This window comes from Streptomyces sp. TRD_SC_5 (assembly GCF_056836825.1).
Genome location: NZ_JBWZZS010000001.1, coordinates 3261613 through 3287739 on the forward strand (window position 1 = coordinate 3261613; position 26127 = coordinate 3287739).

Annotated in this window: 24 protein-coding genes; 13 read left to right on the plus strand and 11 right to left on the minus strand. The window is 69.7% G+C overall.

Going from position 1 to position 26127, the window contains the following annotated elements; translation table 11 throughout:
• Nucleotides 1-25 precede the first annotated feature (25 nt).
• Nucleotides 26-1375 carry a polysaccharide deacetylase family protein gene (locus AC1P0E_RS15100; RefSeq protein WP_482742677.1) on the minus strand — a complete coding sequence of 450 codons (1350 nt, stop codon included), beginning with the start codon at nucleotides 1373-1375 and terminating at the stop codon, nucleotides 26-28.
• Nucleotides 1376-1652: 277 nt separating this feature from the next.
• Here AC1P0E_RS15100 and AC1P0E_RS15105 point away from each other — a divergent pair, with 277 nt between their 5' ends.
• The 6 genes from AC1P0E_RS15105 to AC1P0E_RS15130 all read left to right on the plus strand — a co-directional run bounded on the left by AC1P0E_RS15105 (nucleotide 1653) and on the right by AC1P0E_RS15130 (nucleotide 9746).
• Nucleotides 1653-4148 (plus strand): bifunctional SulP family inorganic anion transporter/carbonic anhydrase, encoded by a 2496-nt coding sequence (locus AC1P0E_RS15105; protein WP_482742678.1) that lies wholly within the window; start codon nucleotides 1653-1655, stop codon nucleotides 4146-4148.
• A 211-nt stretch (nucleotides 4149-4359) separates the two neighbouring features.
• Nucleotides 4360-6315 (plus strand): acetate--CoA ligase, encoded by a 1956-nt coding sequence (gene acs, locus AC1P0E_RS15110; RefSeq protein WP_482742679.1) that lies wholly within the window; start codon nucleotides 4360-4362, stop codon nucleotides 6313-6315.
• A 214-nt stretch (nucleotides 6316-6529) separates the two neighbouring features.
• Nucleotides 6530-7969, plus strand: coding sequence for a Na+/H+ antiporter NhaA (nhaA, locus tag AC1P0E_RS15115; protein ID WP_482742680.1), 1440 nt, complete (start codon nucleotides 6530-6532; stop codon nucleotides 7967-7969).
• Nucleotides 7970-8016: 47 nt separating this feature from the next.
• Nucleotides 8017-8481: a phage holin family protein gene (locus tag AC1P0E_RS15120; protein WP_482742681.1), complete on the plus strand. Its 465-nt coding sequence runs from the start codon at nucleotides 8017-8019 to the stop codon at nucleotides 8479-8481.
• Nucleotides 8478-9434, plus strand: coding sequence for an alpha/beta fold hydrolase (locus AC1P0E_RS15125; protein ID WP_482742682.1), 957 nt, complete (start codon nucleotides 8478-8480; stop codon nucleotides 9432-9434). The genes AC1P0E_RS15120 and AC1P0E_RS15125 overlap by 4 nt, the downstream gene beginning before the upstream one ends.
• Before the next feature lie 123 nt (nucleotides 9435-9557).
• The gene (locus tag AC1P0E_RS15130) at nucleotides 9558-9746 is read left to right on the plus strand and encodes a hypothetical protein (protein ID WP_482742683.1); all 189 of its coding nucleotides are present in this window, start codon (nucleotides 9558-9560) and stop codon (nucleotides 9744-9746) included.
• A 20-nt stretch (nucleotides 9747-9766) separates the two neighbouring features.
• Here the strand turns inward: AC1P0E_RS15130 and AC1P0E_RS15135 are convergent, their stop codons facing one another.
• The 4 genes from AC1P0E_RS15135 to nth all read right to left on the minus strand — a co-directional run bounded on the left by AC1P0E_RS15135 (nucleotide 9767) and on the right by nth (nucleotide 13965).
• Nucleotides 9767-11155, minus strand: coding sequence for a 6-phospho-beta-glucosidase (locus AC1P0E_RS15135; RefSeq protein ID WP_482742684.1), 1389 nt, complete (start codon nucleotides 11153-11155; stop codon nucleotides 9767-9769).
• Between the two features lie 19 nt (nucleotides 11156-11174).
• Entirely contained in the window at nucleotides 11175-12380 is a 1206-nt protein-coding gene (locus AC1P0E_RS15140; RefSeq protein WP_482742685.1) for a MarP family serine protease, read from the minus strand.
• 12 nt (nucleotides 12381-12392) lie between these two features.
• Nucleotides 12393-13142: an NUDIX hydrolase gene (locus AC1P0E_RS15145; RefSeq protein ID WP_482742686.1), complete on the minus strand. Its 750-nt coding sequence runs from the start codon at nucleotides 13140-13142 to the stop codon at nucleotides 12393-12395.
• Between the two features lie 73 nt (nucleotides 13143-13215).
• The gene (gene nth / locus AC1P0E_RS15150; protein WP_482745764.1) at nucleotides 13216-13965 is read right to left on the minus strand and encodes an endonuclease III; all 750 of its coding nucleotides are present in this window, start codon (nucleotides 13963-13965) and stop codon (nucleotides 13216-13218) included.
• Between the two features lie 395 nt (nucleotides 13966-14360).
• On the opposite strand from nth, the gene AC1P0E_RS15155 reads away from it, so the two are divergent.
• Nucleotides 14361-15035, plus strand: a complete 675-nt coding sequence (locus AC1P0E_RS15155; RefSeq protein ID WP_123460131.1) for a Crp/Fnr family transcriptional regulator — start codon at nucleotides 14361-14363, stop codon at nucleotides 15033-15035.
• A gap of 141 nt (nucleotides 15036-15176) precedes the next feature.
• Complete coding sequence (locus AC1P0E_RS15160) at nucleotides 15177-15722, plus strand: Uma2 family endonuclease (RefSeq protein ID WP_482742687.1); 546 nt, start codon at nucleotides 15177-15179, stop codon at nucleotides 15720-15722.
• 11 nt (nucleotides 15723-15733) lie between these two features.
• Here AC1P0E_RS15160 and AC1P0E_RS15165 read toward each other — a convergent pair whose 3' ends face one another.
• From AC1P0E_RS15165 to sp36, 4 genes are all read right to left on the minus strand, one after another.
• Nucleotides 15734-16564 (minus strand): MBL fold metallo-hydrolase, encoded by an 831-nt coding sequence (locus AC1P0E_RS15165; RefSeq protein WP_482742688.1) that lies wholly within the window; start codon nucleotides 16562-16564, stop codon nucleotides 15734-15736.
• Nucleotides 16557-17435: an NUDIX hydrolase gene (locus AC1P0E_RS15170; protein WP_482742689.1), complete on the minus strand. Its 879-nt coding sequence runs from the start codon at nucleotides 17433-17435 to the stop codon at nucleotides 16557-16559. Before AC1P0E_RS15170 ends, AC1P0E_RS15165 begins: the two co-directional genes overlap by 8 nt.
• A gap of 65 nt (nucleotides 17436-17500) precedes the next feature.
• Nucleotides 17501-17980 carry a RidA family protein gene (locus tag AC1P0E_RS15175; protein WP_482742690.1) on the minus strand — a complete coding sequence of 160 codons (480 nt, stop codon included), beginning with the start codon at nucleotides 17978-17980 and terminating at the stop codon, nucleotides 17501-17503.
• Entirely contained in the window at nucleotides 17977-18138 is a 162-nt protein-coding gene (sp36, locus tag AC1P0E_RS15180) for a Sp36 family protein (RefSeq protein WP_019355547.1), read from the minus strand. The genes AC1P0E_RS15175 and sp36 overlap by 4 nt, the downstream gene beginning before the upstream one ends.
• A gap of 70 nt (nucleotides 18139-18208) precedes the next feature.
• Between sp36 and bagA the strand changes: the two genes are divergently transcribed.
• Together bagA and bagB are read left to right on the plus strand one after the other, a co-directional pair.
• A complete protein-coding gene (bagA, locus tag AC1P0E_RS15185) occupies nucleotides 18209-19198 on the plus strand; it encodes an ATPase BagA (RefSeq protein WP_482742691.1) in 990 nt (329 codons plus the stop codon).
• A gap of 47 nt (nucleotides 19199-19245) precedes the next feature.
• On the plus strand, nucleotides 19246-20574 hold the full coding sequence (gene bagB, locus AC1P0E_RS15190) for an ATPase BagB (RefSeq protein ID WP_482745765.1): 1329 nt from the start codon (nucleotides 19246-19248) through the stop codon (nucleotides 20572-20574).
• Between the two features lie 56 nt (nucleotides 20575-20630).
• Here bagB and AC1P0E_RS15195 read toward each other — a convergent pair whose 3' ends face one another.
• The gene (locus AC1P0E_RS15195) at nucleotides 20631-20972 is read right to left on the minus strand and encodes a WhiB family transcriptional regulator (protein ID WP_482742692.1); all 342 of its coding nucleotides are present in this window, start codon (nucleotides 20970-20972) and stop codon (nucleotides 20631-20633) included.
• Nucleotides 20973-21388: 416 nt separating this feature from the next.
• On the opposite strand from AC1P0E_RS15195, the gene AC1P0E_RS15200 reads away from it, so the two are divergent.
• The gene (locus AC1P0E_RS15200; protein ID WP_482742693.1) at nucleotides 21389-23650 is read left to right on the plus strand and encodes a transglycosylase domain-containing protein; all 2262 of its coding nucleotides are present in this window, start codon (nucleotides 21389-21391) and stop codon (nucleotides 23648-23650) included.
• A 187-nt stretch (nucleotides 23651-23837) separates the two neighbouring features.
• On the opposite strand, the gene AC1P0E_RS15205 is transcribed toward AC1P0E_RS15200, so the two are convergent.
• The gene (locus AC1P0E_RS15205) at nucleotides 23838-24302 is read right to left on the minus strand and encodes a GatB/YqeY domain-containing protein (RefSeq protein WP_482742694.1); all 465 of its coding nucleotides are present in this window, start codon (nucleotides 24300-24302) and stop codon (nucleotides 23838-23840) included.
• 76 nt (nucleotides 24303-24378) lie between these two features.
• Between AC1P0E_RS15205 and AC1P0E_RS15210 the strand changes: the two genes are divergently transcribed.
• Entirely contained in the window at nucleotides 24379-25326 is a 948-nt protein-coding gene (locus AC1P0E_RS15210; protein ID WP_482742695.1) for a metallophosphoesterase, read from the plus strand.
• Nucleotides 25327-25358: 32 nt separating this feature from the next.
• Nucleotides 25359-26108 carry a Pr6Pr family membrane protein gene (locus AC1P0E_RS15215; protein WP_482742696.1) on the plus strand — a complete coding sequence of 250 codons (750 nt, stop codon included), beginning with the start codon at nucleotides 25359-25361 and terminating at the stop codon, nucleotides 26106-26108.
• The last annotated feature ends 19 nt before the right edge of the window (nucleotides 26109-26127 follow it).

The following is a 26127-nucleotide window of genomic DNA, read 5'->3' on the forward strand; positions in this document are numbered from 1 at the left end:
CCCACCCCCCGGACCCTCCCAGGAGCTAGTGCCGCTCAGCCGGTTCGGCCGGGGACGCCTCCCCGGCGCTCGCCTGAGCGGCGTCGGGGTGCGTGGCGTCCTGGTGAGCGGCGTCCGGGCGCTTGGGGCTCGAGGCGGCCGTGGGCCGGGGGGCCAGGAACGATGCCCAGCCCTCCTTCGGGGCCTCTCCGACCTCCAAGGTGCGCATCTTCGCCAGCACCTGCGGGTCCTGCGCGTCCAGCCAGTCGGCGACCTGCTTGAAGGTCACGCAGCGCACGTCCCGCTTCACGCAGACCGTCTTGATCGTCTCCTCGACGGCCCGCATGTACGTGCCGCCGTTCCAGGACTCGAAGTGGTTGCCGATGATCAGCGGGGCGCGGTTTCCGTCGTACGAGCGGTCGAAGGCCTGCAGCAGGCCGTCGCGCATCTGGTTGCCCCAGAACTCGTGCTGGGAGGGATCACCCTTGACCGTTCCCGACTGGTTGACCATGAAGTTGTAGTCCATCGAGAGCGTTTCGAACGCTCGCCCCGGCACCGGCACCAGCTGGAGCGGAATGTCCCACATACCCTCGGTCTTCTTCGGCCACACCTGCTTGCCGACACCACTGGAGTCGTAGCGGAAGCCCAGCTCCTTTGCCGCCAGCATCATGTTCTTCTGCCCCTCCAGGCAGGGGGTGCGGGCGCCGACGAGCTCCTTGTCGTAGTCGAAGGGCAGCGGCTTGGCGTTCTTGAGACCCGAGTTGGTCTTCCACCGCTTCACGAATGCCTTGGCCTGCGCGATCTCGCTCTTCCACTCCTCCGGTGACCAGGTGCCGACGCCACCGTCCTTGCCGCAGAAGTGACCGTTGAAGTGGGTGCCGACCTCGTTGCCGTCCAGCCAGGCGCCGCGTAGCTGGTCCACGGTGTCACTGATTCCCGCGGCATCGTTGAACCCGATGTCGGAGCGGCCCGTGGAGTGCTGCGGCGGGTCGTAGAGGTGCCGCTTGTCCTCCGGCAGCAGGTAAACGGCGCTGAGGAAGTACGTCATCGTCGCGTTGTACTTCTTGCCGACCTCGCGGAAGTGGGAGAAGAGCCGCTGGCTGTCCTCCCCCGCCCCGTCCCACGAGAACACCACGAACTGCGGCGGCTTCTGACCGGGCTTCAGCCGCTGCGGCTTGGCCTGGTGCGGCTGAGTCCCGGTGTACGCCGTCGAGCCGTCGCCGATCAGACGTACCGCACTCTTGGGCGCCGCTTTGGGCGCGTCCTTCTTCGCTCCGTGGGCGCCTTCCTTGGCGCCGTGGGCGCCCGGCCCGGCCGGCCCCGAGCAGGCGGCGAGTGCGCCGGCCAAGGTCACGGCGGCGACACCGGAGGCGATCCTCTTCGTGGCGGCCATCATCCGCCCACCCTCTTCCGTCAGATTATGCGCTGAAATGCCGACACAGCGGGGCAAACCTCGCACGCCCTGAGGGAGGAATAGATATGACAAGCCGCTTAGATTCTTAATTCACCGGTACGGGTGAAAGCTTGGGCCATTTACACCCATTCACCCTCTACGTTCTTTACTCTGCATTACTATTCGTTTACCGAGAGTTGAAAATCCCGCCGCTGCACGCCGTGACCCACGGCCGCGCCCCACATTCCGCGACCGCGCTGCCCCGGAGGAGACGGGAACCATGTCTGCCTGCGTCCCCACCCGCCCCGACCACTCTTCGCCCGCCGCTGACGCACCCCGATTCCAGCGTCCGCACAGCCCCCCGCCCGGCGGTCGCCGCTTCCGTATCGCGGGAGCGGATCTGTCCGCCTCCATCTCCGTCTTCCTGATCGCACTGCCGCTCTCCCTGGGCATCGCGCTGGCCACCGGCTCACCGCTCCAGGCGGGCCTGGTCGCGGCCGCCGTGGGCGGCCTCGTCGCCGGCCGCTTCGGCGGGGCTCCGCTCCAGGTCAGCGGGCCGGCCGCGGGCCTCACGGTGGTCACGGCCGAGTTGATCCAGCAGTTCGGCTGGCGCACGACCTGCGCCATCACCGTCCTCGCCGGCCTCGCCCAACTCGCGCTGGCGACAGTGCGCGTGGCGCGTTCCGCTCTCGCCGTCAGCCCGGCGATCGTGCACGGGATGCTCGCCGGCATCGGCGTCACCATCGCGCTGGCTCAGCTGCACATCGTCCTCGGCGGCAACCCGGAGAGCTCAGCCGTCGACAATGTCCGTGATCTGCCGTCCCAGTTGGCCGACCTGCACCCGGTCGCCCTGTCCGTGAGCGGTCTGACCGTCGCGATTCTGATGCTCTGGCCACGCATCCCGGGGCGTGCGGGCCGGATCGTACGGAAGATCCCGGCCGCCCTGGCCGCGGTGGCCGCGGCCACCGCCGTAGCGGCGTTCGCGGGCCTGAGTCTGCCGCGCGTGGACCTGCCGTCGTGGCGCAGTCACGCCCTGCCCGAGCTGCCCGAAGGCCCGGTGCTCGGCATTCTCGCCGCCGTACTGACGGTCACTCTGGTCGCGAGCGTCGAGTCGCTGCTGTCCGCAGTCGCCGTCGACAAGCTGGTCGCCGCCCGTAAAGAACCGCAGGTCAGAATCGCGCGAGCGGAACTCGACCGCGAGCTGGCCGGGCAGGGCAAGGCGAACATCGTCTCCGGGGCACTCGGCGGGCTTCCCATCACCGGCGTCGCCGTCCGAAGCGCCGCCAATGTGTCGGCGGGCGCGATCAGCAGGCACTCCGCGATGCTGCACGGCCTGTGGATCGTGGTCGCGGCTCTCCTTCTCGTACCCGTGCTCGACCTCATTCCGCTCGCCGCGCTCGCCGCGCTGGTGATGGTCATCGGCATCCAACTGGTGAACATCACCCACCTCAGGACCGTGACGCGCCACCGGGAGATGCTGGTGTACGCCGTGACCATGGCCGGCGTCGTGTTCCTCGGCGTACTGGAGGGTGTGGCGATCGGGGTCGCGGTGGCGGTGGCGGTCGCGCTGCACCGGCTGGCCAAGACCCGCATCACCGTGGAGGCGACGGCCGGCGGTGCCCATCACATCCAGGTGCGCGGCCAGTTGACCTTCCTGGCGGTGCCCCGGCTGAGCCGGGCGCTGAACCAGGTGCCCGAAGGGGCGGACGTCGTCGTCGAGTTGGACGGCTCGTTCATGGACCACGCGGCGTACGAAACGCTCCAGGACTGGCAGAACGCACATGCCGCGCACGGCGGCCGGGTGGAGATCACCGGGCGCTCGGGCCACCGGTTCGCCGGTCCGGCCTCCGGCGCCGACGCAGACGCCGACGCCGCCTTCGCCGACTCCGCTGGGCCCGCTGGTTCCGACGACTGCGAGGGCTCCGCCGGCACCCCGCGCAACGCGCACTCCACCCACACCTGCTGCAGGCCGTGGACGCCCTGGCGCAATCACCACTGCGACAACCACGCCGCCGCCCCGCCGTCGGCCACGCCCGGCCGGACGAGCGGCCGCAGCGCGGGCCAACTCGCCACCGGGCTGAGCGCGTTCCAGCGGAATACAGCGCCACTGGTGCGCGAGGAGCTGGCCCGGCTCGCCCGCGAGGGGCAGACGCCGTCGCAGCTCTTCATCACCTGCGCCGACTCCCGCCTGGTCACGAGCATGATCACGTCCAGCGGCCCCGGCGACCTCTTCACCGTACGCAATGTGGGCAATCTGGTGCCCCCGCACGGTGCGGAGAGCGCGGACGACTCGGTCGGAGCGGCGATCGAGTACGCCGTGGACGTACTGAAGGTCCAGTCCATCACCGTTTGCGGGCACTCCGGCTGCGGTGCGATGCAGGCCCTGCTCAACACGCCACGCGATACGCCGGCAAAGGAGGGCGGGACGCCACTGCGACGCTGGCTGCGGCACGGCGCGCCCAGCCTGGAGCGGATGGGAAGCAGGAAACACTCCTGGGCGAGGATCTCGGGGCGGCTGCCGGCCGACGCGGTCGAGCAGCTCTGCCTGACCAATGTGGTCCAGCAGTTGGAGCACCTGCGTACGCACGAGGCGGTACGCCGACGGCTCGACGAGGGCACGCTCGAACTGCACGGCATGTACTTCCATGTCGGCGAGGCCCAGGCGTATCTGCTGAAGGACGGCACCCGGATCGGTGAGACCGGCGAGGTCTTCGACCGGATCGACCCAGTGGGCCCCTCGGACGCCGAAGGCTCACTGGAAGATTCTCGCGCCTGAACCGATCCGGCTCCGCGTCCGTGAGACCGTATGGCCCCTCCGCGCACCGCCCTGCGGGGAGGGGCCGTACGCCGCCACAAACACCGGCCCGGATGCGGCCCACCGCAGCTCACAGGTCTAAACCAATTCCCGGAAGGCTCTTGTCACCCGGGCACGGGACTGATGAGCTAGGGCACGGGACACATCGGACGCCCTGGGATTGGGAGATGTCGTGAGCAACGAAAGCCTGGCCAACCTCATGAAGGAGGAGCGCCGCTTCTCGCCGCCTGCCGAGCTGGCCGCGAACGCCAACGTCACGGCGCAGGCGTACGAGCAGGCCGAGGCAGACAGGCTGGGCTTCTGGGCCGAGCAGGCCCGGCGGCTCACCTGGGCCACCGAGCCGACCGAGACGCTCGACTGGTCGAACCCGCCGTTCGCGAAGTGGTTCGCCGACGGCAAGCTCAACGTCGCGTACAACTGCGTGGACCGCCACGTCGAGGCCGGCCACGGCGACCGCGTCGCCATCCACTTCGAGGGCGAGCCCGGCGACAGCCGCGCGATCACCTACGCCGAGCTGAAGGACGAGGTCTCCCGCGCCGCCAACGCCCTTACGGAGCTGGGCGTACGCAAGGGCGACCGGGTCGCCGTCTACCTGCCGATGATTCCCGAGGCCGCCGTGGCGATGCTGGCCTGCGCCCGCATCGGAGCCGCGCATTCGGTCGTCTTCGGCGGCTTCTCGGCCGACGCCGTCGCCTCCCGCATCCAGGACGCCGACGCCAAGCTCGTGATCACCGCGGACGGCGGTTACCGGCGCGCCAAGCCCACCGCCCTCAAGCCCGCCATCGACGAGGCCGTCGCCAAGTGCCCGCAGGTGGAGCACGTTCTGGTCGTACGCCGCACGGGCCAGGACACGGCCTGGGACGACAGCCGCGACGTGTGGTGGGACGAGATCGTCGCCCGCCAGTCCGCCGAGCACACCCCTGAGGCCTTCGACGCCGAGCACCCGCTCTTCATCCTCTACACGTCCGGTACGACGGGCAAGCCGAAGGGCATCCTGCACACCTCCGGCGGCTACCTCACCCAGACCGCGTACACCCACAACGCCGTCTTCGACCTCAAGCCGGAGACCGACGTCTACTGGTGCACGGCCGACATCGGCTGGGTGACCGGCCATTCGTACATCGTGTACGGGCCGCTCGCCAACGGCGCGACGCAGGTCATGTACGAGGGCACGCCCGACACCCCGCACCAGGGTCGCTTCTGGGAAATCATCCAGAAGTACGGCGTCACGATCCTCTACACCGCGCCGACCGCGATCCGCACGTTCATGAAGTGGGGGGACGACATCCCCGCCAAGTTCGACCTGAGCAGTCTGCGGATCCTCGGCTCGGTCGGCGAGCCCATCAACCCCGAGGCGTGGATCTGGTACCGCGAGCACATCGGCGCCGGCAAGACCCCCGTCGTGGACACCTGGTGGCAGACCGAGACCGGCGCGATGATGATTTCGCCGCTGCCCGGCGTCACCGCGACCAAGCCCGGCTCCGCCCAGCGCGCGCTGCCCGGCATCAGCGCGACCGTCGTCGACGACGAGGCGAACGAGGTGCCCGACGGAGGCGGCGGCTACCTCGTCCTGACCGAGCCGTGGCCCTCCATGCTCCGTACGATCTGGGGCGACGACCAGCGCTTCATCGACACCTACTGGTCCCGTTTCCCCGGCAGGTACTTCGCGGGCGACGGCGCCAAGAAGGACGACGACGGCGACATCTGGCTGCTCGGCCGGGTGGACGACGTGATGCTGGTGTCCGGTCACAACATCTCGACCACCGAGGTCGAGTCGGCGCTCGTCTCGCACCCGTCCGTCGCCGAGGCGGCGGTCGTCGGCGCGGTCGACGAGACGACCGGCCAGGCAATCGTCGCCTTCGTGATCCTGCGCGGTACGGCGACCGAGACGGACACCCTCGTGGCCGAACTCCGCAGCCACGTCGGCGCCACCCTCGGCCCGATCGCCAAGCCCAAGCGCATCCTCCCGGTCGCCGAGCTGCCCAAGACCCGCTCGGGCAAGATCATGCGGCGACTCCTGCGGGACGTCGCCGAGAACCGGCAGCTGGGCGATGTCACCACGCTCACCGACTCCTCGGTGATGGACCTGATCCAGACCAAGCTGCCGAGCGCGTCCAGCGAGGACTGACGTCCGAGCGCAGCGGCAAGCGTCCAGAACGGGCACCCGGCTCCCCGCGCCGGGTGCCCGTTCTGCTCGTAAAGTGACGATTCACCGGATTTCGCCCTTGCACGCCACCGGTAGAGTGGTTCCTCGCGTCAGGAACGCGTAAAAACTCACAGGTGTGCCGGGAAGTCTGGTCGGCAATGTGCTCCATGCTGCCCACCGACCGGAGGTTCCACCCGTGACCGCGCCCGACCCGACCACGCCGCCCAGCCCGCCGACGCCGCCGGCCCCGCCCAGCGTCCGCAAGTTCCTCGGACGGCTCTCACTCCCCGAGCGGACCTTCGTCGCCGACGCGCTGCGCACCGAAACCGTCGGCGGTGTACTGCTCCTCATAGCCGCGATCGTCGCCCTGATCTGGGCCAACACCGGCCTCAGCGACAGCTACGAGTCCGTACGCGGCTTCCACATCGGCCCCGCCTCCCTCGGCCTCGACCTCTCCATCCAGCACTGGGCCGCCGATGGCCTCCTCGCCGTCTTCTTCTTCGTCGCGGGCATCGAGCTCAAGCGCGAACTCGTCGCGGGCGAACTTCGCGACCCCAAGGCCGCCGCGCTCCCCGTCATAGCCGCCCTCAGCGGCATGGTGGCGCCGGCCCTCGTGTACGTCCTGGTCAACGTGGTCGGGGGTGGGTCCCTGGGCGGCTGGGCCGTACCGACCGCCACCGACATCGCCTTCGCGCTCGCCGTCCTCGCGGTCATCGGCACCTCGCTGCCGTCCGCGCTGCGTGCCTTCCTGCTCACCCTGGCCGTCGTCGACGACCTGTTCGCGATCCTGATCATCGCCGTCTTCTTCACCAGCGACCTCGACTTCCTCGCACTCGGCGGCGCGGTCGTGGGTCTGGGCGTCTTCTGGCTGCTGCTGCGCCGGCGCGTGCGCGGCTGGTACATCTACGTACCGCTCGCCCTGGTGATCTGGGGCCTGATGTACAACAGCGGCGTCCACGCCACCATCGCCGGTGTGGCGATGGGCCTGATGCTGCGCTGCACCCGGGACGAGAACGGCAACACGCACTCCCCCGGCGAGCACATCGAGCACCTCGTACGGCCCATTTCCGCGGGCATCGCCGTACCTCTGTTCGCGCTCTTCTCCGCCGGTGTCACCGTGTCCGGCGAGGCGGTCGGCGACGTGTTCACCCAGCCGGAGACCCTCGGTGTGGTCCTCGGCCTGGTCGTCGGCAAGGCCGTCGGCATCTTCGGCGGTACGTGGCTCGCGGCCCGCTTCACCAAGGCCGAGCTCAACGACGACCTGGCCTGGCCCGACGTCTTCGCGGTCGCATCCCTGGCCGGTATCGGCTTCACCGTCTCCCTGCTCATCGGCGAACTGGCCTTCACCGGGGACGCGGCGCTCACCGACCAGATCAAGGCGTCCGTACTCATCGGGTCGCTGATCGCCGCCGTACTGTCCGGGATTCTGCTCAAGCTGCGGGTACGCAAGTACCGCGCGATGGTCGAGGACGAGGAACGCGACGAGGACAACGACGGCATTCCGGACGTCTACGAGCTCGACCAGCCCGAGTACCACCTGCGGATGGCCGCGATCCACGAGAAGAAGGCCGCCGAGCACCGCAAGCTCGCGGAACTCGCGGGGGCTTCCAGCGGCAAGGACGACAGTCCGGCATGATTCGACATCAGATCCGGACGCACAAGACGTCGAAGAGGGAGAGAGCTATGAGCGACCCCGCCCGCACAGTGACAGCCGACAGCGTCGACCGCAGCCTCGGCCAGTTGGTCGCATCGGCGACCGCCGAGATGTCCGCACTCATGCACGACGAGATCGCGCTGGCCAAGGCCGAGCTGCGGCAGGACGCCAAGCGTGTCGGCATCGGCGGTACGGCGATCGGTGTCGCGGGGGTGTTCGCACTCTTTTCCCTGCCGGTGCTGAGCTTCGCCGCGGCGTACGGCATCCACAACCTGGGGCTCGGGCTCGCCTGGTCCTTCCTGATCGTCGGCGGAGCGTTTCTGCTGCTGGCGGGCCTGCTGGCGCTGATCGCCGTCGCGAAGTTCAAGAAGGTCAAGCCGCCGGAGAAGAGCATGGCCTCGGCCAAGCAGACGGCGGCCGTACTCCAGGGCGTCAAGCCTCATCCGCGCCAGGTCGGTGACAAGGCAGTGGCTGTGGCACGCTCGTCCACATGACCGCCCCCAATTCCGGCTCCGGCGCACCCGCGCCCGCTTCCCCTCCCACTGCTGTCGTACGTCCCGACGGCCCGTGGACCCACCGCGACGTCGCGGCCAACGGCGCGCGCTTCCACATCGCGGAAATGGGGGACGGGCCGCTCGTACTGCTGCTGCACGGCTTTCCGCAGTTCTGGTGGACGTGGCGGCACCAGATGACCGCGCTCGCGGACGCCGGATTCCGGGCCGTCGCGATGGACCTGCGGGGTGTGGGCGGCAGCGACCGTACGCCCCGGGGCTACGACCCGGCGAACCTCGCGCTCGACATCACCGGCGTGGTGCGCTCGCTCGGCGAGCCGGACGCGGCGCTCGTCGGGCACGACCTGGGCGGGTACCTGGCGTGGACGGCGGCTGTGATGCGGCCCAAGCTGGTACGCCGGCTCGCGGTCTCCTCGATGCCCCATCCGCGGCGCTGGCGTTCGGCGATGCTCTCCGACGTGTCGCAGTCGCGGGCCGGTTCGTACGTCTGGGGCTCCCAGCGGCCGTGTCTGCCGGAGCGTCAGCTGATGGCGGACGACTCGGCGTTGGTAGGCCGGCTGATCCGTGACTGGTCGGGTCCGCGGCTGCCGGAGGACGAGGACGTCGACGTGTACCGGCGGGCGATGTCGATTCCGTCGACGGCTCACTGCTCCCTCGAGCCGTACCGGTGGATGGTGCGGTCGATGGCGCGGCCGGACGGCATCCAGTTCAACCGGCGCATGAAGCGGCCCGTACGGGTGCCGACGTTGCACCTGCACGGATCGCTGGACCCGGTGATGCGCACGCGCAGCGCGGCGGGCTCCGGCGAGTACGTCGAAGCGCCGTACCGGTGGCGGCTGTTCGACGGTCTCGGGCACTTCCCGCACGAGGAGGACCCGGCGGCGTTCTCGACCGAGCTGGTCAACTGGCTGAAGGACCCCGAGCCCGACCGCTGACCGAGCACCGAGCACCCAGCACCCTGAACGCTTGTCCTACGAACAGCCAATTGCCTGACGCATAGGCCAATTGGCTGCCCCCGACGCGATTACGGACCTTGGGGCACGGGCAAACGTCGGGGTATGGGCTGGACGCACGACTACGGTGACGCAGCACGCAACCGCCGCTCGGCCACAACGCTGAGCACCCACGAAGGGGGCGGCCCGAAGGATCAGGGCCACGGCCCGCCTTCCCGCACGATCGGAATTCCACGCATCCTCCGCCGCCGGGCCCGCTGGGTCTCGGCGCGGCTACGTCACCCTCGCGACTGAAAACACCGCAGCTACTGAAGCTACCGAGCCCCGGACTTGAGGTAACCGAGTCCGGGGTGCGCGCTCCGGTAGCCGTCGAGCAGCCGTCGCGCCACGCCGACCGAGTCGACGAGCGGGTGCAGGGCGAACGCCTTCACCGCCGCTCGCGCCGACCCGCTCTCGCCCGCCTCCAGTACGCACCGCTCCACCGCCTTGACCGCGGCCACCAGGCCCGCCTCATGGCCGGTCAGCGGTGATACGGCGACCGGGCGGGCGCCGGTCGCGTCGACCAGGCACGGGACCTCGACGACGGCTGCCTCGTCGAGCAGTGGCAGGGTGCCCCGGTTGCGGACGTTGAGGATGAGCGTCGCGCGCTCGTCGCGGGCGATGGCCCGCATCAGCGCGAGCGCGACGTACTCGTACCCACCGGACTCCAGGTCGTCGGCGGCGCGCTCACCCGCGCCCGCCGCCTCCCGGTTCTCCGCCATGTACGTGGCTTCGCGCTCGGCGCGGGTACGGTCCCACGCGGCCAGGGCGCCCGCCGACGACGTACGGTCCGCCATGCCGTCGTAGAAGCGCGCCTGCTGGTCGCGCAGGAACGCGCCGCGGGTCTGCTTCGTCTCACGGTAGGCGGTGACCGTCTCGCGGTTGAAGTAGTAGTAGTGCAGGTACTCGTTGGGGACGGAGCCGAGCGAGCGCAGCCACTCGGCTCCGAAGAGCCTGCCCTCCTCGAAGGAGGTCAGCGCGCTCTCGTCGTCGAACAGGGCCGGGAGCAGATTGACCGCTTCGCCGGCCTGGGACTCTTCCTCGGCGTACACCCCGCGCAGCCAGCCGAGGTGGTTGAGGCCGACGTAGTCGAACCGCGCCCGCGCCGGATCCGCGACGCCGAGCACGCGGGCGACCCGGCGGCCGAGGCCCACGGGCGAGTCGCAGATGCCGATGACGCGGTCGCCGAGATGGCGGGACATTGCCTCGGTGACCAGGCCGGCCGGGTTGGTGAAGTTGATGACCCAGGCATCGGGAGCGAGCCGCGCCACGCGTCGGGCGATGTCGACGGCCACCGGGACCGTGCGCAGTCCGTACGCGATGCCGCCCGCCCCGACCGTCTCCTGACCCAGGACCCCCTCGGCCAGGGCGACGCGCTCGTCGGCGGCCCTGCCCTCCAGACCGCCGACCCGGATGGCGGAGAAGACGAAGTCGGCGCCGCGCAGGGCCTCGTCGAGGTCGGTGGTGACGGACACGGTCACGGGCGGCGCGCCCTCGACCCCGTCGGCCTGGTCGGTCAGGACCCGGGCGATGGCGGTCAGCCGGGACCGGTCCAGGTCGTGGAGGGTGACGTGGGTGACGCGGCCTTCGGCGCGGTCGCGCAGGAGCGCGCCGTACACGAGAGGGACGCGGAATCCGCCTCCCCCGAGGATCGTCAGACGCATCTGCTGTACCCGCCGCCTCTCAGAGCGCGCATGCCTCACTGTCGACCTGCTGGTTGGCGGCGCGGCCGAGGCGGATGTCCTCGCGGACCTCGTCGGCCGTCAGGGCGTACCCCGTGTCGGCGTCGTCGAGGGACTTGGCGAAGACGACGCCGTAGACCTTGCCGTCGGGCGTCAGCAGCGGGCCGCCCGAGTTGCCCTGACGCACCGTCGCGAAGAGCGAGTAGACATCGCGCTGAACCGTGCCGCGGTGGTAGATGTCCGGGCCGTTGGCGTTGATCCGGCCGCGGACCCGGGCGGAGCGGACGTCGTACGCGCCGTTCTCCGGGAAGCCCGCGATGATCGCGCTGTCCCCGCTGCGGGCGTCGGTGCCGGGGTCGGTGAACTGGAGCGCCGGCGCGTCGAGGTTCGGTACGTCCAGTACGGCGATGTCGCGCTCCCAGTCGTAGAGCACCACGGTGGCGTCGTACCGCCGGCCCTCACCGCCGATCTGCACGGTCGGCTCGTCCACGCCGCCGACCACATGCGCGTTGGTCATGACGCGGCGGTCGTCGAAGACGAAGCCGGTGCCTTCGAGGACCTTGCCGCAGCTCTGCGCCGTACCGACGACCTTGACGATGGACCTTTTGGCGCGGGCGGCGACGGGGCTGCCGGCGAGCGCCGGGTCCGGGGCCTTCACCTCGGTGATCGGCTCGTTGGAGAAGGGGCTGAAGACCTGGGGGAAGCCGTTCTGCGCGAGGACGGACCTGAAGTCCGTGAACCACATGTTCGCCTGATCGGGCAACACCCGCGAGACGCCCAGGAGCACCTTGGAGTTACGGACCTCCTTGCCCAGCGTGGGCAGCGAGGTCTGCGCGAGCATGGAGCCGATCAGCCAGGCGACCAGGAGCATCGCGACGACGTTGACCAGCGCACCGCCCGAGGCGTCCAGGACGCGGGCGGGCGACCAGGTGATGTATCTGCGGAGCTTGTTGCCGAGGTGGGTGGTGAAGGCCTGGCCCACCGAGGCGCACACGATCACGATGATGACCGCGACAACGGCGGCGGTCGAACTGACTTCCGATCCGTCAGTCAGCTGGTCCCACAGGAAGGGCAGCAGGTAGACCGCGACGAGACCACCGCCCAGGAAGCCGATCACCGACAGAATGCCGACGACGAATCCCTGTCGGTAGCCGACGATCGCGAACCACACCGCCGCGACCAGCAACAAGATGTCCAGGACGTTCACAGAGCCACCCTGTCACGCGTGCCAGTCGAGCGGGACCTGCCGGGAGCGGTCCCAGGGCCGCTCCCAGCCTGCGTAATGAAGAATCTTGTCGATCACGCCCGCCGTGAAACCCCAGACCAGCGCGGGTCCCACCAGGAATGCCGAGCCGCTGTGGCCGCGCGGATGCACGCTCGTGACGCGGTTGGCAGGATCCGTGAGATCCGCCACGGCGACCGTGAAGACGCTCGCTGTCTCGGCCGGGTCGACGACGCCGACCGGGCTCGGCTCGCGCCACCAGCCGAGGACGGGCGTCACGACGAAGTTGCTGACGGGGATGTAGAGACGCGGCAGTACGCCGAAGACCTGGACACCGGAGGGATCGAGTCCGGTCTCCTCCTCGGCCTCGCGGAGCGCGGCACGCAGCGGGCCCGTCGTCTCCGGATGACCGTCGGCGGGGTCCAGGGCGCCGCCGGGGAAGCTCAGCTGCCCCGCGTGCGAGCGGAGGCTTCCGGCCCGCTCCATGAGCAGCAGCTCAGGACCCTTCTCCCCCTCACCGAAGAGGATCAGTACGGCCGACTGGCGCCCTGAGCCGCTCTCCGGCGGCAGGAAACGGCTGAGCTGCTCGGGGCGTACGGACCGGGCGACGTCGGCCACCGGATCGAGCCACGCGGGCAGCCCCCGCCTCGTCACGGCGACCTCGGCCAGGCCGGCCGCCTCGGCGGTCCCGGCGGACCTGACCGCCCCGGCCGACCCGCCGTCGTATGTCTCGCTCCCACGCGTCATAGGCACCCCCGTCGTCACAACGCCCGAACCGGGCCCGTTCGTTCCGCGCGACCGCGGCGACCGCGCGCCCCCGTCACTCGGCGGCCCCCAGCGGGGGTGCCGGCTCCCCGGGATAGCCGGGCGGCGGCTTCAGCCGCTGTCCCGGATACCCGCCCATCTCGTACTTGAGGAGCTTCTTCGCCTTCTCCGGGTCCGTCTCGCCCTCGCCGTAGGACGGGCAGAGGTGCGCGATCGGGCAGGCGCCGCAGGCCGGCTTGCGGGAGTGGCAGACGCGGCGGCCGTGGAAGATGATCCGGTGCGAGAGCATCGTCCACTCGGTCTTGGGGAAGATCGCGGCGATGTCCGCCTCGACCTTCTCCGGCTCCTCGCTCTCGGTCCACTTCCAGCGCCGTACGAGCCGGCCGAAGTGGGTGTCGACGGTGAGCCCGGCGACCCCGAAAGCATTGCCGAGCACCACGTTGGCGGTCTTGCGGCCGACGCCGGGCAGCGTGACGAGGTCCTTCAGGCGGCCGGGGACCTCGCCGCCGAAGTTGTCCCTGAGAGCGATGGAGAGCCCGAGCAGCGAGCGGGCCTTGGCGCGGAAGAATCCCGTCGGCCGGATCAGCTGCTCCAGGTCCTCCGGGTCCGCAGCCGCCATGTCCTGGGGCGTCGGGTACTTGGCGAAGAGTGCCGGGGTGGTCTGGTTGACCCGCAGGTCGGTGGTCTGGGCGGAGAGGACCGTGGCGACCAGCAGCTCGAAGGGGTTCTCGAAGTCGAGCTCGGGATGGGCGTACGGATAGACCTCGGCCAGCTCGCGGTTCGTCCGGCGGGCACGGCGGACCATGGCCAGGCGCGACTCGGGCTTCGCGGCCTTGGCCGGCTCGGCGGCCTTCTCGGGCTTCGCGGCCTTCACCACCCTCGCGGACTTGGGCGGTTTTACCTCTTTTGCGGCATTCTTGGGCTGGCTTGGAACTTGTTCGCCCACGGCGGAATTATGGCCTTCGGTCACCTGTCCGGCCCCCTTGGACTGCGCTGTCACCGGCGATTTGGACACCCGGCCAGCCTAAAGCCCGGCACTGACATCCGCCCCGGTCACAGCCAATTGCCACCCCAATCGGCCCCCTGCCGCACGGTCGGGCACGCCGGTACGTCAAACTTGTGATTGATCGCACTGTTTTACCGTCCGGCATCATGGTGACCACGGTCCCCGTGATGAGCAGGTCGACAAGGAGAGAACTCGTGGACGACGTTCTGCGGCGCGCCCCGCTCTTCGCGGCGCTCGATGACGAGCAGGCCGCGGAGCTCCGCGCCTCGATGAGTGAGGTGACGCTCGCTCGCGGCGACGCCCTCTTCCACGAGGGCGACCCCGGCGACCGCCTGTACGTGGTGACCGAGGGCAAGGTGAAGCTGCACCGCACCTCCCCCGACGGCCGCGAGAACATGCTGGCCGTGCTCGGACCCGGCGAGCTGATCGGTGAGCTCTCGCTCTTCGACCCGGGCCCGCGCACCGCCACCGCAACCGCCCTGACGGAGGTCAAGCTGCTCGGCCTCGGCCACGGCGACCTCCAGCCCTGGCTGAACGTTCGCCCGGAGGTGGCCACGGCCCTTCTCCGCGCGGTCGCCCGCCGCCTGCGCAAGACCAACGACCAGATGTCCGACCTGGTCTTCTCCGACGTGCCGGGCCGTGTCGCCCGCGCGCTCCTCGACCTGTCGCGCCGCTTCGGCGTGCAGTCCGAGGAGGGCATCCACGTCGTGCACGACCTGACGCAGGAGGAGCTGGCCCAGCTGGTCGGCGCGTCCCGCGAGACGGTCAACAAGGCCCTCGCCGACTTCGCGGGCCGCGGCTGGCTGCGCCTGGAGGCGCGGGCCGTGATCCTGCTGGACGTGGAGCGCCTGGCGAAGCGCTCGCGCTAGCCGCTAGCCGCTAGCCGCTACCAAGCCGTACGACGCGGAAGGGCCGCGCCTGCCAGGGGCGGCCCTTCCGCGTTCCCGGGCCTCGTGTCAGTGGTCCGGGCTATTCTGCGAATACGGTCGGTGACGAGCGAGGAGGCAGCGATGAGCGTCATGGACGACGTGCTGCGGCACGCGGCTGAGCAGATCGCCAAGGAGCACGAAGGCTTCAAGGTCGAAGTCGTGGGGGGCCGCGTCGTGATGACACCGCAGAGCAACGTGCAGAGCTGGACGATCAGGCGCGTACAGAACGCCGCCGATGCCGCGGGGATCAATGAGGAGCGGCTCATCTCCGACGTGCTGATCAAGTTCCCCGGCGACCCCGACCGTGTACCCGACGTGACGATCCTGGCCGAGGGCGCGAAGGAGCCTTACACGTACGAGGACATACTGGCCGCCGTCGAGATCGTGTCCACCAAGGACGACGTGAACGACTACGAGATCAAGGTCCGGCAGTACGCCCGCTACGACGTCCCCATCTCCTTGATCATTGACCCGTTCCGGGGCGAATGCACCCTGCTCACAGGGCCCAGGGGCAATGATTACGAGGCACGTGAGTACTACACGTACGGCGAGACCGTCACTCTCCGCCTCGAAGACGGGTCCACCGTCCCCATCCCCACCGATGAGTTCAAGCGCAAGGACGCGTGACCAGCGCCGTACTAGATCAGGCCGTGCTCCCGCAGGTACTCCAGCTGCGCCCGCACCGAGAGCTCGGCCGCCGGCCACAGTGAGCGGTCCACGTCCGCGTACACATGGGCGACGACCTCGGACGCGCTGACATACCCGTTCTCGACGGCCGTCTCGACCTGCGCCAGCCGGTTCGCCCGGTGGGCCAGGTAGTACTCGACCACGCCCTGCGCGTCCTCCAGCACGGGTCCGTGTCCCGGCAGCACGGTGTGCACCCCGTCGTCGACCGCCAGCGAACGCAGCCGCCGCAGCGAGTCCAGGTAGTCGCCGAGCCGCCCGTCCGGGTGCGCCACGACCGTCGTGCCGCGTCCGAGAACGGTGTCGCCCGTCAGTACCGCCCGGTCCGCCGGCAGATGGAAGCAGAGCGAGTCGGCGGTGTGCCCGGGCGTGGGCACGACCCGCATCTCCAGCCCCCCGGTGGTGATGACGTTCCCCGCCGCGAGCCCCTCGTCCCCGAGCCGCAGCGCGGGGTCCAGGGCCCGTACGGACGTGCGCGTCAGCTCGGCGAACCGTCCCGCGCCCTCCGCGTGGTCGGGGTGCCCGTGCGTGAGGAGGGTCAGCGCGACGCGCTTGCCCGCCTTCCGGGCGGTGTCGATCACCGCACGCAGGTGTACGTCGTCGAGCGGCCCCGGGTCGATGACCACCGCCAGCTCCGAGTCCGGCTCGGAGACGATCCAGGTGTTGGTGCCGTCGAGGGTCATCGCGGAGGCGTTGGGCGCCAGTACATTGACCGCCCGCGTGGTGGCCGGCCCGGAAAGGACCCCGCCACGAGGCTGCCCGGGCAGTGCGGCCGCGTCAGTCATTCGGCACCTCCGGTCCCGTCGTCCCGATCCGCTTCGTGAACTCATCGTGGCCCGGCCAGCTCAGAACCACCTCGTCGCCGACCAGGCGCGCCTGCGCGAGTACCGGCGTCATGTCCTGATCCGCAGCGCCCGCGAGGGCCTCGGCGGCCGTGGCGTACGGCTGAAGCGTACGCAGCGTCGAGATCGTCGGCGGCATCATCAGCAGCTCGCCCCTGTCGTAGCCCGCGGCGGCCTCCGCCGGGCTGATCCACACCGTGCGGTCCGCCTCCGTCGAGGCGTTACGGGTCCGCTGGCCGGCCGGCAGCGAGGCGACGAAGAACCAGGTGTCGTACCGCTTCGGCTCGAACTCGGGGGTGATCCAGTGCGCCCATGCGCCCAGCAGGTCCGAGCGCAGCACCAGCGACCGCCGCTGCAGGAAGTCCGCGAACGACAACTCGCGGGCCACCAGCGCCCGGCGATCCGCCTCCCAGTCGTCGCCCGTCGTATCACCGACCACAGTGCCGGCCGTCGGACCCGCGAGCAGCACGCCGGCCTCCTCGTACGTCTCACGCACCGCCGCGCACACGATGGCCTGCGCCGACGCCGGGTCCACACCAAGCCGCCCGGCCCAGACGTCGAGCGACGGGCCCGCCCAGCCCACCTGATGGTCGTCGTCACGCGGGTCCACTCCGCCGCCCGGGTACGCGTACGCGCCTCCGGCGAAAGCCATGGAGGCGCGTCTGCGCAGCATGTGCACGGCGGGGCCGCCGGCCGCGTCCCGCAGCAGCATGACGGTGGCGGCCCGCTTGGGGGGCGCGGCGGTGAGCTCACCGTTGGCGAGGGCGCGGATCCGGTCCGGCCACTCGGGCGGGTACCACTGACCATTGGACATGGCCGGAGGCTATCCGCTCCCGGTTGGATGTTCGAGAGGACCGGCGACCTGGGCGAACCCAGCCGTCAGGCGGACACCAGCTCGACCTGGATCTCGATCTCGACCGGCGCGTCGAGCGGCAGCACCGTCACGCCCACCGCGCTGCGCGCGTGCACGCCCTTGTCGCCGAGGACCGCGCCCAGCAGCTCACTCGCGCCGTTGATCACGGCCGGCTGGCCGGTGAAGTCCGCGGCGGAGGCGACAAAGCCGACGACCTTCACGACGCGCGCGATGCGGTCCAGGTCGCCGGTGACCGACTTGACGGCGGCCAAGGCGTTCAGCGCGCACGTACGCGCCAGGTTCTTCGCCTCTTCCGGCGTGACCTCCGCACCGACCTTGCCGGTGCACGGAAGCTTGCCCTCCACCATCGGGAGCTGGCCCGAGGTGTAGACGTACACGCCCGACTGCACGGCCGGCTGGTAAGTGGCGATCGGCGGAACGACCTCCGGAAGTGTCAGGCCGAGCTCGGCGAGCTTCGCCTCGACCGCACCGGGCGTTGCTGTCATGCCTGCTTCTCCCGCTTCAGGTAGGCCACCAACTGCTCGGGGTTGTTCGGCCCGGGCACGACCTGGACGAGCTCCCAGCCGTCCTCGCCCCAGGTGTCCAGAATCTGCTTGGTCGCGTGCACGAGAAGAGGCACGGTCGAGTATTCCCACTTGGTCATACGGCGACTGTAGTACCTGCCACAGACACCTCCTGCGTAGCCCGGGCGTCGACTGGTTAGGCTCAAAGACGTGAGCAGGCTCCAGGTCGTCAGCGGCAAGGGCGGTACCGGAAAGACCACGGTGGCCGCGGCACTCGCGCTCGCCCTCGCGAGGGAGGGCAAACGCGCCCTCCTCGTGGAGGTCGAGGGCAGGCAGGGGATCGCGCAGCTCTTCGAGACGGAAGCACTTCCGTACGAGGAGCGAAAGATCGCTGTCGCACCGGGCGGCGGGGAGGTGTACGCCCTCGCGATAGACGCCGAACGCGCCCTCCTCGACTACCTCCAGATGTTCTACAAACTCGGAGGGGCCGGCCGGGCGCTCAAGAAGCTCGGCGCGATCGACTTCGCGACCACCATCGCGCCCGGTCTCAGAGACGTGCTGCTGACCGGCAAGGCCTGCGAAGCGGTCCGCCGCCGGGACAAGCAGAACCGTTACGCGTACGACTACGTCGTGATGGACGCCCCGCCCACCGGCCGGATCACGCGCTTTCTGAACGTGAACGACGAGGTGGCGGGCCTGGCCAAGTTCGGCCCGATACACAATCAGGCCCAGGCCGTCATGCGCGTACTCAAGTCGCCCGAGACGGCCGTCCACCTGGTGACGCTGCTGGAGGAGATGCCGGTCCAGGAGACGGCCGACGGCATCGCCGAGCTGCGCGCCGCCGAGCTGCCCGTCGGCAACGTCATCGTGAACATGGTCCGCCCGCACCTCCTCGACGAGGACTCCCTGCGCACCGCCGCGGGCGAGCAGCGCACCTCCGTCGCCAAGGCGCTCTCCCAGGCGGGCCTGGGCGGCGCGCGCCGCGGCGGCCTCGCCGAGCGCCTCGTGGACCCGCTGCTCGAACAGGCCGCTGAGCACACGCAGCGGGTCGAGCTGGAGCGCGAGCAGCGCGCCGTACTGGCCCAGCTGGATCTGGCGACGTACGAACTGCCGCTGCTCGGCGAGGGCATGGACCTCGCCGGGCTCTACCGGCTGGCCAAGGAACTGCGGACCCGTATCGCCCATGGGGGAACTTCATGACCACGGAGACCACGGAGACCAAAGAGACCGCGGACACCACCGGCGCCATGGACACGGTGCCCGTACTGGACATCGACCCGCTCCTCGACGATCCGGCCACCCGCATCATCGTGTGCTGCGGCGCGGGCGGTGTCGGCAAGACGACGACCGCGGCAGCTCTGGGGGTACGGGCGGCCGAGCGCGGCCGCAAGGTCGTCGTCCTCACCATCGACCCGGCCCGCAGGCTCGCCCAGTCCATGGGCATCGACGAACTCGACAACACCCCGCGCCGGGTGAAGGGCATAGACGAGTCGGCCGGCGGCGAGCTGTCCGCGATGATGCTCGACATGAAGCGGACCTTCGACGAGATCGTCGAGGCGCACGCGGACGGCGAGCGGGCCCGCGCGATCCTGGAGAACCCCTTCTACCAGTCCCTGTCGGCCGGTTTCGCGGGCACGCAGGAGTACATGGCGATGGAGAAGCTGGGCCAGCTGCGCGCCCGCGAAGAGTGGGACCTGATCGTCGTCGACACCCCGCCGAGCCGGTCCGCGCTGGACTTCCTGGACGCGCCGAAGCGGCTCGGGTCGTTCCTGGACGGCAAGTTCATCCGGGTGCTGATGGCGCCGGCGAAGGTGGGCGGCCGGGCGGGGATGAAGTTCCTCAACGTCGGCATGTCGATGATGACGGGCACGCTGAGCAAGCTGATGGGGGGCCAGCTGCTGCGCGACGTACAGACGTTCGTGGCGGCGATGGACACCATGTTCGGCGGCTTCCGCACGCGTGCGGACGCGACGTACCGGCTGCTCCAGGCGCCCGGTACGGCGTTCCTGGTGGTCGCCGCACCGGAGCGGGACGCCCTGCGTGAGGCGGCGTACTTCGTCGAGCGGCTGGCGGCGGAGGAGATGCCGTTCGCCGGGCTCGTACTCAACCGGGTCCACGGCAGCGGCGCCCCTCAGCTCTCGGCCGAGCGGGCACTTGCCGCCGCAGAAAATCTTGACGAGGGCGGCATTGTGGATCAGGGGGCCGGGAATGCTGGAGTTCGTGACTCCTCGGCCACCTCTCCCGAAGCCGAAGCCGGATCCACACCGGACCAGACCCCGGACCAGAACCCCGAGAGCCAGAGCGGCACCCAGACCAGCGGCAGCCACACCAGCCGCACCCGCACCGTCGAGCAGTTGACCGCGGGTCTGCTGCGCCTGCACGCCGAACGCATGCACGTACTCGCGCGTGAACAGCGAACGCGCGACCGCTTCACCGCACTCCACCCCGAGGTGGCAGTGACCGAAGTAGCCGCCCTGCCGGGCGACGTACACGACCTCGCGGGGCTTCGGGCCATCGCTGACCGGCTCGCCGCCACTGAGGCCGTCGAGCCCGCTGAGTCCGTCCGGTCGGACTAGCTCCGGCCGGAACAGTTCCGGTCGGACCAGCGTCCGTCGAACCAGCTCCCGTCGGCCTAGCCCACAGCCGCGAACTCGATGTACGCCCCGCTCTCGTCGTCCTCGGACAGGATGCCCGTGCTGCGCTCGTACTCAGTACGGGCGGTCTCAAGGAGCCGGCGCCAGGAGGTGACGGTGGGGCGCCTGCGCAGAAGTGCGCGCCGCTCCCGCTCCGTCATGCCGCCCCACACGCCGAACTCGACGCGATTGTCCAGCGCGTCGGCCAGGCACTCGGTCCGCACCGGACATCCCGTGCACACCGCCTTCGCCCTGTTCTGCGCTGCTCCTTGTACGAACAGTTCGTCCGGATCGGTAGTGCGGCAGGCTGCCTGCGCACTCCAGTCGGTTACCCAGCCCATACCGGCGCCGTCCTCTCCCGAATCGAGGCTCCCCCACGGCGACAGCGGCATATTCACCGCTGCCAGTTGAGGACGTTACGGAAGGTGGGCACAGCGCAACACCCCCTTCGGGCCCAATCTTGAATGGCCCGAACGGACTATGCGTAAGCGACAGATCACCCGACGGAGTGAGGCGAGGGCATACGTAACCAACCCGGCAAAGCGGGGCAGTTCGGCAAGGTCACAACGGAAACCCGGTGACGCATGAGGCGGATTCGGACATGCCTCTGCCAGATATTCGGGACGGGAGGGTTTGACACCAGTGGTGCCGGGAGTGCCAGGGGGCTTGATGCGAAACCGCACTGCTGTGACAGTTGGGAGCAGCTTAGGCCAAGGCATATACGCGTGTCCGGCGAATGAGAACGTAGGCTGCCCCCATGCCAAAGAAGCGCTCGGGCGGGGGTCTCACCAAGGCCCAGCAGGCCGCCAAATTCCTCGGTGTCGCCGCGCTCTCCGGAGCTGTGCTGGCGGGCATCGCACTGCCGGCAGCCGGAGCGCTGGGGCTCGCGGCCAAGGGGACGGTCGAGGGATTCGACGAAATCCCCGCGAACCTCAAGACGCCGCCGCTGAGCCAGCGCACCACCATCCTCGACGCGCAGAGCGAGCCCATCGCCACGGTCTACTCGCGTGACCGCACCGTCGTGGACCTGAAGGAAATCTCCCCGTACATGCAGAAGGCGATCGTCGCGATCGAGGACGCGCGCTTCTACGACCACGGGGCGATCGACCTCAAGGGTGTGCTGCGCGCGGCCAACCGCAACGCTCAGACGGGCGGCGTCACGCAAGGCGCGTCCACCCTCACGCAGCAGTACGTCAAGAACGTCTTCGTCGAGGAGGCCGGCGACGACCCCACCAAGGTCGCCGAGGCCACCCAGCAGACGCTCGGCCGCAAGGTCCGCGAGCTCAAGTACGCGATCCAGGTCGAGGAGGAGCTGGGCAAGAAGAAGATCCTCGAGAACTACCTCAACATCACCTTCTTCGGGCAGCAGGCGTACGGCATCGAGTCCGCGTCCAAGCGGTACTTCAGCAAGTCCGCCAAGGACCTCAAGCTGGAGGAGGCCGCGCTGCTGGCCGGCATCGTGCAGTCGCCGAGCCGTTACGACCCGGTCAACGACGCCGAAGAGGCGACCAAGCGACGCAACACCGTGCTCCAGCGCATGGCCGACGTCCGCGACGTCTCGCAGGCCGAGGCGGACCGGGCAAAGGCGACGCCGATCGAACTGAACGTCAGCAGGCCGAAGAACGGCTGCATCACGGCCGTCAGCGGTGCGGGCTTCTTCTGCGACTACGTGCGCGAGGTCTTCCTGTCCGACCCGGTCTTCGGGAAGACGAAGGAGGAGCGGGCCAAGGTCTGGAACCAGGGCGGCCTGAAGATCCGTACGACGCTCGACCCGCAGGCACAGGAGTCGGTGCAGGCGTCGATCAAGGACCACGTCTACCAGTCCGACAAGGTCGCGACGGCGGTCACGCTGGTCGAGCCCGGCACCGGCAAGGTCCTCGGAATGGGCCAGTCCAGGCCGTACGGCTTCAAGAGCAACGAGACGACGATCAACTTCTCCGCCAACAAGAACATGGGCGGATCGGCCTACGGCTTCCCGACCGGCTCGACCTTCAAGCCGTTCGTGGCGGCCGCGGCCATAGAGCAGGGCATTCCGGCGACGAAGACCTACTCGGCGCCGTACGACATGGAGTACCCGAGCCCCGTACAGACCTGTGGAAAGCCCTGGGTCAACATGGGCGACACGGTCGAGAACGAGAACGAGGCGGAGGTCGGGCCGTACGCGATGAAGGAGGCCATGGCGAAGTCGGTCAACACCTACTTCGTCCAGATGATCTCCGACATCGGCATCTGTCCGGTGACGCAGATGGCCGGCAAGCTCGGCGTGATCCAGGCCGACGGGCAGAAGCTGAAGGAAGTGCCCGCGATCTCGCTGGGTACGGAGGGCATGTCGCCGCTGACGATGGCGAACGCGTACGCGACCTTCGCCAACCGCGGTACGTACTGCACGCCGGTCTTCATCGAGTCGGTCGTCACCGCGCAGGGCAAGAGCCTGCCGGTGCCCAAGTCGACTTGCTCGCGCGCGATGTCCGAGAAGACGGCCGACACCATCAATACGCTGCTCAAGGGCGTGGTCGACTCCGGTACGGGTCAGCAGGCGGGGCTCACGAGCCGCGACAACGCCGGTAAGACGGGTACGACGGACGGGCGCCACAATGCCTGGTTCGTCGGGTACACGCCGAACCTGGCCGGCGCGGTCTGGGTCGGCGCGGCGGGCGCCAAGCAGATCCCCATGGTGGACATCACCATCGGCGGGGTCTACCACGACAAGGTCTTCGGTGGTCAGGTCCCGGGTCCGATCTGGAAGGACGCGATGAGCGGCGCGCTGGACGGCAAGCCGGCGCCCGGCTTCAACACCGTGCACATCCCGGAGCCCGACAAGGACAAGGGCAAGCGCGACCGCGACAAGGGTGACGACGACGGGGAGAGCGACGACAACAAGCCGGGCGACGACGGCAAGCCCGGCGACGGCGGCAACGACGGCGGCAGTCCCTGGCCCGACTTCTCCATCCCGCCGGACCTGATCGGCGGCGGCAACGGAAACGGCAACGGCGGTGGCCGCGGCGGGAACGGGCGGTAACGCGACGCGTCAGCGGTGCGACCGCCTACGACGGAGGGGCGCCCGGTGGGAAATCCACCGGACGCCCCTCCGTCGTACTACGGCCGTCGTACTACCACCGTCGCGCGAGCCCGCCGTCGTACTACGACCCTCGCACGTGCCGCCGTCGTACTACGCCCGCCGTACGTACTGCCGACATAGGTACCGCTCAGCCCGCCAAGAGCTGCTTTACCGCGGCGGCCACGCGGCCGCCCTCGGCGCGGCCCGCCACCTTCGGGTTCACGATCTTCATGACGGCGCCCATCGCGCGCGGCCCCTCGGCGCCCCCGGCCTTCGCCTCTTCAACGGCCTGCCCGACGATGGCGTGCAGCTCGTCGTCGCTCAGCTGCTGGGGCAGATACGCGTCGAGGATCTTGCCCTCCAACAGCTCACGCTCGGCCGACTCGGTCCGGCCGCCCTGGGTGAAGGCCTCGGCCGCCTCGCGGCGCTTCTTCGCCTCCTTGGCGATCACCTTCTGCACCTCGTCGTCGGAGAGCTCGCGCGCCGTCTTGCCGCCGACCTCCTCCTTGGTGATCGCGGTGAGGGTCAGCCGCAGCGTGGACGAGGTCAGCTCGTCACGCGCCCTGATGGCGGTGGTGAGGTCTTCCTTGAGCTTGGACTTGAGCGTGGTCATGGCCCAAGTGTGGCAGGTACGCACCCACTGACGCCCGCCGATTTCGTGCGCCGTCGCTGTCTGCGACGATGGGCGCATGCGCGCACGTTACGGGGTACCCCTGAAAGTCACCGCGGGAATCACGGCCGTTGGCGCGGCCGGCCTGGCCTACGCCGCCGGCTTCGAGGCCCGGTCGTTCCGGCTCCGGCGGGTGACCGTGCCCGTACTGCCACCGGGGGCACGCCCCCTGCGCGTACTGCAGGTCTCGGACATCCACATGGTCGGCGGGCAGCGCAAGAAGCAGCGCTGGCTCCAGTCGCTGGCCGGCCTGCGCCCCGACTTCGTGGTCAATACGGGCGACAACCTCTCCGACCCGGACGGTGTGCCGGAGGTGCTGGACGCGCTCGGCCCGCTGATGGAGTTCCCGGGCGTCTATGTCTTCGGCTCGAACGACTACTACGGCCCGAAGCTGCGCAACCCCGCCCGCTACCTCCTCGAAAAGGCCCAGGGCAAGTACGGCCTCAACGGCAACCCGCCGGCCGTCGGCGCCGTACACAACCCGTGGGAGTTGCTGCGCGACGGCTTCGACGCGGCGGGCTGGGTGAACCTCACCAATACCCGGGGCCGGCTCAAGCTGGGCGGGCTCGACAACATGGAGATCGCCTTCACCGGGCTCGACGACCCGCACATCAAGCGGGACAGGTACGCCGAGGTCGCGGGCGGCCCGGACAACTCGGCCGACTTCTCGATCGGCGTGGTCCACGCCCCGTACCTGCGCTCGCTCGACGCCTTCACCTCGGACGGCTACCCGCTGATCCTGGCCGGCCACACGCACGGCGGCCAGCTCTGCGTCCCCTTCTACGGGGCGCTCGTCACCAACTGCGACATCGACAAGGACCGTGCCAAGGGCCTCTCTGCCCACTCGGCCGACGGCCGACGCGCCTACCTCCACGTCTCGGCAGGCTGCGGCACGAACCGCTACACCCCGGTGCGCTTCGCGTGCCCCCCGGAAGCGACACTGCTGACGCTGGTGGCGCGCCCCTGAGCGAGCGGAACGGCGGGGCCTACCGTGGGGTGATGATCGCGCCAGTATCCACGGGTGCCCCCGCGTCCGCCGTCGTCCCGCCGCGCCGCCGTCCGTACACCGCCGTCTTCCGCGCACTGGTCTGCGCGGCAGCGGTGACCGGCCTCGTCATCGACCTGACACTCGGCAGTCCGCTCCGCGTCCTGAGCTACTTCACAATCCAGTCCAATGTCCTGGTCGCCCTGGCCTTCGCCGCCTCGGCGGCCCGCGCCTGGAGGGGCCGACCGGCGCTGTCTCCCCGCCTCACCGGTGGCGTACTGCTCTTCATCTCGATCACCGGGCTCGTCTACCACCTGGTGCTGGCCAACAGCTCCAGCGGCTTCTCGATGACGGACGACGCCGCGCACGCGATCAGCGGGTGGCGTTCGGTCTCCAACCAGCTCCTGCACACGGTCACCCCGCTCGCGGCGGCCCTGGACTGGCTCGTCCTCACCACCCCCGGCGGCCTGCTGCTGCGCCACGCGGCCCAGTGGATGCTCTACCCCCTGGCCTACCTCCTCTTCGCCCTGGCCCGCGGAGCCCTGCTCTCCCCAGGCGCCGAGGCCCGCTACCCGTACCCCTTCCTCGACGTCGAGGCCCACGGGTACGCGGGGGTGGTGGGCAACGCGGTCTTCCTCGGGCCGGCCTTCTACGCGCTGGGCCTCGCGATCGTCGGCCTGGACCGGATCCGCCCCAGCCTGCGCCCCGGCCTGCGGCGCCGCGAAAACCGGATTTCGCCTCCGGCCGCGAGTCGGCTAAAGTAATCGATGTCGCCGCGACGCG